At 56.0% G+C, this 5581-nt stretch carries 6 protein-coding genes; 4 read left to right on the plus strand and 2 right to left on the minus strand.

Annotated elements, in window-relative coordinates:
* Window positions 1-1467, minus strand: a 1467-nt coding sequence (locus PSSD_RS25275) for a methyl-accepting chemotaxis protein (protein WP_058974155.1), incomplete at its 3' end; no start/stop codon positions are given.
* 427 nt (window positions 1468-1894) lie between these two features.
* Here PSSD_RS25275 and PSSD_RS25280 point away from each other — a divergent pair.
* The 4 genes from PSSD_RS25280 (at window position 1895) to PSSD_RS27645 (ending at window position 3857) form a co-directional block, all read left to right on the plus strand.
* Window positions 1895-2167, plus strand: a complete 273-nt coding sequence (locus PSSD_RS25280; RefSeq protein WP_058974156.1) for a DUF2767 family protein — start codon at window positions 1895-1897, stop codon at window positions 2165-2167.
* Between the two features lie 103 nt (window positions 2168-2270).
* Window positions 2271-2873 (plus strand): DUF2913 family protein, encoded by a 603-nt coding sequence (locus tag PSSD_RS25285; protein ID WP_058974157.1) that lies wholly within the window; start codon window positions 2271-2273, stop codon window positions 2871-2873.
* A gap of 204 nt (window positions 2874-3077) precedes the next feature.
* Complete coding sequence (locus PSSD_RS25290) at window positions 3078-3311, plus strand: KTSC domain-containing protein (protein ID WP_058974158.1); 234 nt, start codon at window positions 3078-3080, stop codon at window positions 3309-3311.
* A 177-nt stretch (window positions 3312-3488) separates the two neighbouring features.
* Window positions 3489-3857 (plus strand): hypothetical protein, encoded by a 369-nt coding sequence (locus PSSD_RS27645; RefSeq protein ID WP_153011516.1) that lies wholly within the window; start codon window positions 3489-3491, stop codon window positions 3855-3857.
* Window positions 3858-4474: 617 nt separating this feature from the next.
* Here the strand turns inward: PSSD_RS27645 and PSSD_RS25300 are convergent.
* A partial coding sequence (locus PSSD_RS25300; RefSeq protein WP_058974160.1) for a methyl-accepting chemotaxis protein occupies window positions 4475-5581 on the minus strand: 1107 nt, incomplete at its 5' end.

The following is a 5581-nucleotide window of genomic DNA, read 5'->3' on the forward strand; positions in this document are numbered from 1 at the left end:
AGCTTCTTCAACCAGCGCGGCGTTCTGCTGTGTCACGTCATCCATCTGGTTTACGGCAATATGGACCTGCCCGATACCCTGAGACTGTTCACTGGCGGCAACGGATATCTCATCGACAAGGTCGGCGACCTGCCGCACGGCATCATTCATGCGGGACATATTCTCCCCTACGCCCTCAGCCTGCGTCGCTCCGGCTTCGACAAAGCCCATGGATGACTCAATCAGCCCCTTGATTTCGCGGGCGGAGGAGGATGAACGCTGCGCGAGGTTACGGACCTCTCCCGCCACCACCGCGAAGCCGCGGCCCTGTTCCCCTGCGCGCGCGGCTTCGACGGCAGCGTTCAGGGCCAGAATGTTGGTCTGAAATGCAATGCCTTCAATCAGCCCGATAATATCCGTGATTTTTGCTGAGCTCCCCCTGATGTCACCCATTGTATCCAGAAGCGTGCGTACCCGCCCGGCGCTGTCCTCTGAAATATCACGGGCATTCTTCGCCAGCTGGCTGGCAAGCTGAGTGTTTTCAGCGGTCTGACGCACGGTTTCACTCAATTCTGACATGCTTGCCGCCGTCTGCTCCAGCGAGGCAGCCTGCTCCTCGGTTCGTGATGAGAGGTCCTCATTACCGGCTGCTATCTGCGCAGAGGCAGTGCTGACCGACTGTGCAGAGGCCTCCACCTTCGTCAGCGAGGCTGAGACGTTTTCAATAAGATGATTAAACGCTTTTGCGGTCAGGCCGATTTCATCCCGGCGCGACTCGTCCACCCTGAGCGTCAGGTCAAGCCGCTGGCTGGCGTTTTCCATAGTCTGCCGCATGCCGTTGAGTTGCCCGCGGATACCGAAAACCGTTTTGAGCGCAAAGAAGGCCAGAATAGCAATGGCCAGTGCGGAGCCCCCTATTAAGCTCCAGACTGTCACCTGATAAGTCCGGTCATTTTCCTGACGCAGGGTGCTGCCGATGTCCACGTTAAGTTTGAGCTGTTTCTGGTAGCCTGCAATCAACTGGCGGGCGGCTTCGCCAATACCGTTATTGCTCTGGAGTGCCCCCAGTGCAATGGCGTCATTCTGTGCGCGTGAGCCAGCAAGAAATTCCGGAAGCGAGGATTCAACCTGTTTGATGGTGGAGAACGCTCTCTCTGTCAACTGCCGGTCCTCCTCGTTCGATATGTCATTATTCAGGTAATAGTTGTTCAGTGATTCAATATGACTGATAGCTTCATCGATTTTCTTTTCGACTTCAGCCTGTCGCCGCGGATCTGTTGCGCTCTGGTGGCGGTAGAGCCAGATAATGAGGGAATTACTGCCGTCTACCAGTTTTCCCAGATCCAGCAATGACGCAACGGTATTTTCCTGCACATACTGAAAGCGGGACTGAAATCCACCGGCAACCATGACGGCCACAATGACCATCGCGACCAGCGCGGCAGAGAGAAGTGAGAAGGTGAGCAACAATCGCTGTGTAATCGTCATCTGTAATTCCTGCCATTGTAAGTGACTGATAATTTATGAAATCTGAAAATAATAAAAACTTTCAGCATATTTATCGGCAGAAATGCAGGAAATGTTATTTCAAATTAAGCGGACCCGCGTCGCACGGGTATCGCGTTTTCCCCCATTGACCAGCCACCACCGCCCGGACTGGATGGACGGAGCTGCAGGGGCAGATAAATGGATGCTGTGACCATGGGTAAGTGTCGCTGCAGAGCAAGAGGCCTGCTGCTTCTTTTACCTCCGACCTTCTGACTGATAAGCTGCTAACAGGCCGCTAAAGCGGCATTCACAGCACAGGCTTAGCACTGCTCGCCCGTCTGAATATCGGCTTCAGTAGCCTGCTGACCGCCGCTACAATTTTCAGTAAGCTGATAATAGCAGGCTCTGCCTACGCCAGTATGCTCATATGCATCAGATTCAAACGGAAGAAACGCGGATGAAAGACTCAGAAGATGAACTGACAGAATCCCTCTACTGGGAGGCTTGCCGGATTACCGGCATGATTTGCCTGAATCTGGCCGACCGGGGCCAGCAGACCGATCGTAATCGATTGATCCGGGAGCTGGTCAAGCTCGTAAAAGCCAGCGAAAAGGAAAATGAAGTCTGTAATCCCTCGCTGATTTTCGCGATTGAACAGCTCCGGGGCGACGACCCGGATGAAGTCAGACTTCACAGCTGAATCAGGTGCAGACTAAACAGACTACTCCGGGCAGGGATGGTGTCATAAGATACCGCATTTCAGTGCCAATCTTTTTTGTGGTCCTGCATGAAGGATGCCTCTTATGGATAACGACAATCTGAACGTCAGTCACCTGGCCTGGTGCGGGCTGATTGCACTGCACACTGCCCGCCGCGACGGGGTCGCGACCTCCCCCGCGCAGGACAACCTCTTTCTGACTCGCTGGCTGGCTACCGCCGAGAAGCAGCGGCGTTTTCCCCGGGAGCTTGCCAGCGACATCAGCTGGCTGCTGAAAGAAGGGCGGGTGAAGGGACTGCGTGCCGACCTGCCCGGCAAGCTCGACTATCTGTGGCGCGCCGGCAACGGCAACCTGCAGGGGCAGAACGACCTGTTCCGGTTGCAGCACGCCCTGCACGCGGTGAAACTGACCGGATGGATTTACATGGTGCTGGCAGAGAGTGAATGGCGCGGCCGCCGGCAGCTTCGCCTGAGCCCTTCGGTATCGGGCATTTACCTGAACCGTCACGCGCTCGACGCCGGCTTTGACGAGCACGGCCGCCAGCGCATCCCCCTGCCCGCGCGCATCACCGGCGAGCTGCCCGCGCTCGATAAACTGCTGCAGCGGTCGGGCTGGCGCCGGGAGGCGGCCAGAAGTGCGGATGAACATCTGCACCTACTCCTCGCGGACGGATTCCGGGCAGCGTGAGGCCTGAACAGCAATGGTCACGGACGTTACAGGCTACAGTGAACCTCCACGCCGGCTCAGGTTTAAGGGCGGGCGGCCGATAACTCCCGCGTAAGCAGAATAATAAATCGGTTGTTTTCATTCCCTGAACGGGGAGCCGCCCAGCGGCACCCCACTTTTTTGGGCGGCGGCCACGTGAGCGATCGCCAGGACAGGAACCACAGCATGAACAGGCATGAAGTCACGTCTCAGCTGTTTCGCAGCGCGGGCTACGATCCGACCACCGGCGTGCTGGAGCTGGAGTACCGGGACGGCGCGTGCCGGCGCTGGCTCGCGGTGCCGGCAAAGGTGTATCAGGCGTTCTGCGCGGCTGCGGACGCTGACGCATTTTTCAGGAGCAGCATCGAGGGCCGCTACCTTTCCCTGCGGGGCAGCCTCAGCCTGCGGCGCGGCGTCTGACGCCATCATCTGCGCGTACGCATCATAATCTTCAGCTGTCTACTGTCGCGCGGTTATCATTATCCCGACTGGCCACGCGCCGGCCGCGGCCACTCCGTTCAGTTAGGTGGCCGTTTCCCCTCGGAAAGTAGCGTTTCAGCCATTACTGATTCGGGCATCCGGGAATAACGAGTACGGATGCTCCCGGATAACATAAGGAAAATTACGTCACGAAAAATGGATTTCACCCACAGCTGCTGGAAGATGCGGCAGCCTGATTTTCCTGGACGCTGGTATCCCGTGACGGGTTTGAGTTCACACATTAAAAATGTTTTACAGACCCGCGGACAGTCACTCCTTAACCATCCTGAGCGGAAAATCATTTTCCGGCGCTATCCGCTCGGGGAGATGCCAGCATCTGCGTTCAGCGCCTTCTGCAGCGCTGTTGCTGAACACGCGCACGCCCGGGCTGTCCGGGAAGAAAATCTCACCGGCATGATTCACAGCGAGGACCGCTTTAGCTGGAGGACGTCTTCCGCCGCCGATATTCACTGCGGCACATCTTGATTCTCCTGTTACGGTCGAGGATGACAGCTTTCCCAGGTGCGGTTCTCTCTGCCTGCGTGCTCCACTGCCCGCGGTCGTGTTTGCCGATTTACCGCCACCTGAGGGGGTCCTGCGGATTGCGGACACCCGCGCCCTGGGTTTCAGCATGCCGCTCTGGTTGTCACCTCAGACAGTCAGTCGGGTTGAATCCCGCCTGTGGCTTCTGACGGGGATGTTTTTTATCCCCGTATATCCGGAGCTGACAGACCGGCACTGGAAAAAAGTCATACCCAACGGCGCCTGTGCCAGAGAACGGATAATAATGGAGAAGGACGGGGAGGCCGTGAGCCTCTATTCCCACTGGCAAAGTCGCACGCACTGAAACCTTTAAAAGAGTAAATTCCGGTGCTGCCGAGAGCATGTGTGTCAGCGGGAAAGTGCAGCAGTACTTAGGGGGAGCATGATAAAACGTGTTATATACCCGATCTGCAAAAGCATGGTCAGGCTGCCCCCCAGATATCTGATGCAGAGCCCGTAACCGGCACCGGCAGCATATCGGACCAGATGAACATAAGGCCGCCCCTGGGGTTTCTGGCTCCTCCACACCGCTAAACCTTCCCTTTATATCAGTCAGCCCATCAGGCATGTCCCTCTTTCACTGAATGTGCCACATCCCTGACGGCTTTCTCCACGCCTTCTGAGTTTATCTGAATACTGGCAATGACCTCACCTGCCTCGCGCATGAGCGCCACGCCGTCCTTTGTGTTTGCCATACTGCCCTCTATACCACAGAGTACTTTTTTGGCCAGCAGGTTGTTATCCACCACGACCCGTTCGATTTCTTCAGTGGCAGCACTGACGCTTGCTGCAAGGTTGCGGACTTCTGCGGCGACAACGGCAAAGCTTCTGCCTGAGGCACCCGCCCTAGCTGCTTCAATAGCGGCATTCAGGGCAATTAGCCTTGTCTGCATGGCAAAGCTTCGGATTGTTTCGACCATACCGTCAATGCTGTCAGACTGACTGTTGAGTCGGGATATATCCGCTGAAACCGAGCTCATCCCAAGGGCAATCCTGTCTATCATTCTGATGCTGTTCTCGATTACGTCTGCACCTGTCTGGGCACTTCCCCGTGTCTGGACTGCCATATCCCACGCGTGCACGGCGGCATCCTGCTCTTTCTGATTTCGCAGGACCTGACCGGTAACGTCTGAAGCAAATTTCACAATTTTATACAGTTTGCCATCTGGGCTGAATACCGGATTATAGGTGGCACGTAACCAAAGCGGGGCACCACGACTATTCAGTCGTGGGAACTGGCCAGAGAAAAATTCACCCTGATTCAGTTTTTCCCAGAACTGCCGGTACTCATCACTTTTATACAGTGATTCGCTACAAAATAGCCTGTGATGCTGACCGATGACCTCCTCCCGCTGATACCCGGTGGCGCTAAGGAAGTTTTCGTTAACATCAAGTACAAGTCCGGCTGGATCGAACGTAATGACGGCCATAGAGCGGCTGATGGCATTGACGAGTGACTCCAGTTCCAGTGCTGACTGTACGCGCCCGGAAACGTCTGCGGCTATTTTGATGATTTTAAAAACCCTCCCGCGCCTGTCAGCAACGGGAATGTAGCTTGCCTCTAGCCATACGGGACGGTTGCCCTTTGCCAGCCTCATATACTTACCACTGAAGATCTCACCGTCCGCAAGGCGCTGCCAGAAATGGCGGTATTCAGGTGTACTGAT

The organism is Type-D symbiont of Plautia stali, from assembly GCF_001485335.1.
Lineage (GTDB): Bacteria > Pseudomonadota > Gammaproteobacteria > Enterobacterales > Enterobacteriaceae > Pantoea > Pantoea vagans_C.

Bases quoted from the DNA above. Each gene is read 5' to 3' on its own strand.
- PSSD_RS25280 (WP_058974156.1), top strand. From the start codon at position 1,895: ATGCATCAGATTCAAACGGAAGAAACGCGGATGAAAGACTCAGAAGAT.
- PSSD_RS27645 (WP_153011516.1), top strand. From the start codon at position 3,489: ATGCTCCCGGATAACATAAGGAAAATTACGTCACGAAAAATGGATTTC.
- PSSD_RS25285 (WP_058974157.1), top strand. From the start codon at position 2,271: ATGGATAACGACAATCTGAACGTCAGTCACCTGGCCTGGTGCGGGCTG.
- PSSD_RS25290 (WP_058974158.1), top strand. From the start codon at position 3,078: ATGAACAGGCATGAAGTCACGTCTCAGCTGTTTCGCAGCGCGGGCTAC.